The sequence below is a fragment of the Streptomyces sparsogenes subsp. cuspidosporus genome, from assembly GCF_039532705.1.
GTDB classification, from domain to species: Bacteria; Actinomycetota; Actinomycetes; order Streptomycetales; family Streptomycetaceae; genus Streptomyces; species Streptomyces sparsogenes.
In genome coordinates, this window is record NZ_BAAASD010000186.1 from 1 (window position 1) to 501 (window position 501).

A 501-nucleotide genomic window follows, 5' to 3' on the forward strand; every position below is an offset into this window, starting at 1 on the left:
GGTTGACGCGGGGCGCGTTCCGGAGCGGCCGCACGATCAGCAGGTAGAAGATCGCGCCGAGCACGACGCCCGCGGCGACGCCGGCGACCACGGCGGCGTAGACACCGACCCCCGTCGCCCCGACCACGCCGAAGATCGCATAGCTCCCGACGGTGGCGAAGTCTCCCTGGGCGAAGTTCAGGATCCCGAACACGCCGAGGAACACGGTGAGCCCCAACGAGAGCTGGGTGTAGAGGGCGATGTTCGACAGGCTGTTGAAGACGATCTGGAGGGTGGTGTCCACGCCGCTGCTCCTCGTGCCGGGGTGCTCAGACCCCGCCCTGACGTCCGAACAGGATCGGGAACTCCTCGCCGGTGGTGTACCTGCTCTCGTCGCTGAGCAGGAACACCACGGACTTGGCCACGTCGGCCGGCTGGATGTACCCGATGCCGGTCGCGTGGATGCCCGCGAACCGGGGCTCGATGTCCTCGAGCGTGGGGTTCTCGAGGTCCGGGGCGTAG

1 protein-coding gene and 1 pseudogene are annotated in these 501 nt (G+C 68.5%); both read right to left on the reverse strand.

Annotated elements, in window-relative coordinates; translation table 11 throughout:
- On the reverse strand, positions 1 to 283 hold a 283-nt coding region (locus tag ABFY07_RS42995; protein WP_428837126.1), incomplete at its 3' end, for an ABC transporter permease subunit.
- Between the two features lie 25 nt (positions 284 to 308).
- Positions 309 to 501: pseudogene (locus tag ABFY07_RS43000) on the reverse strand (hypothetical protein); the annotation flags it as partial.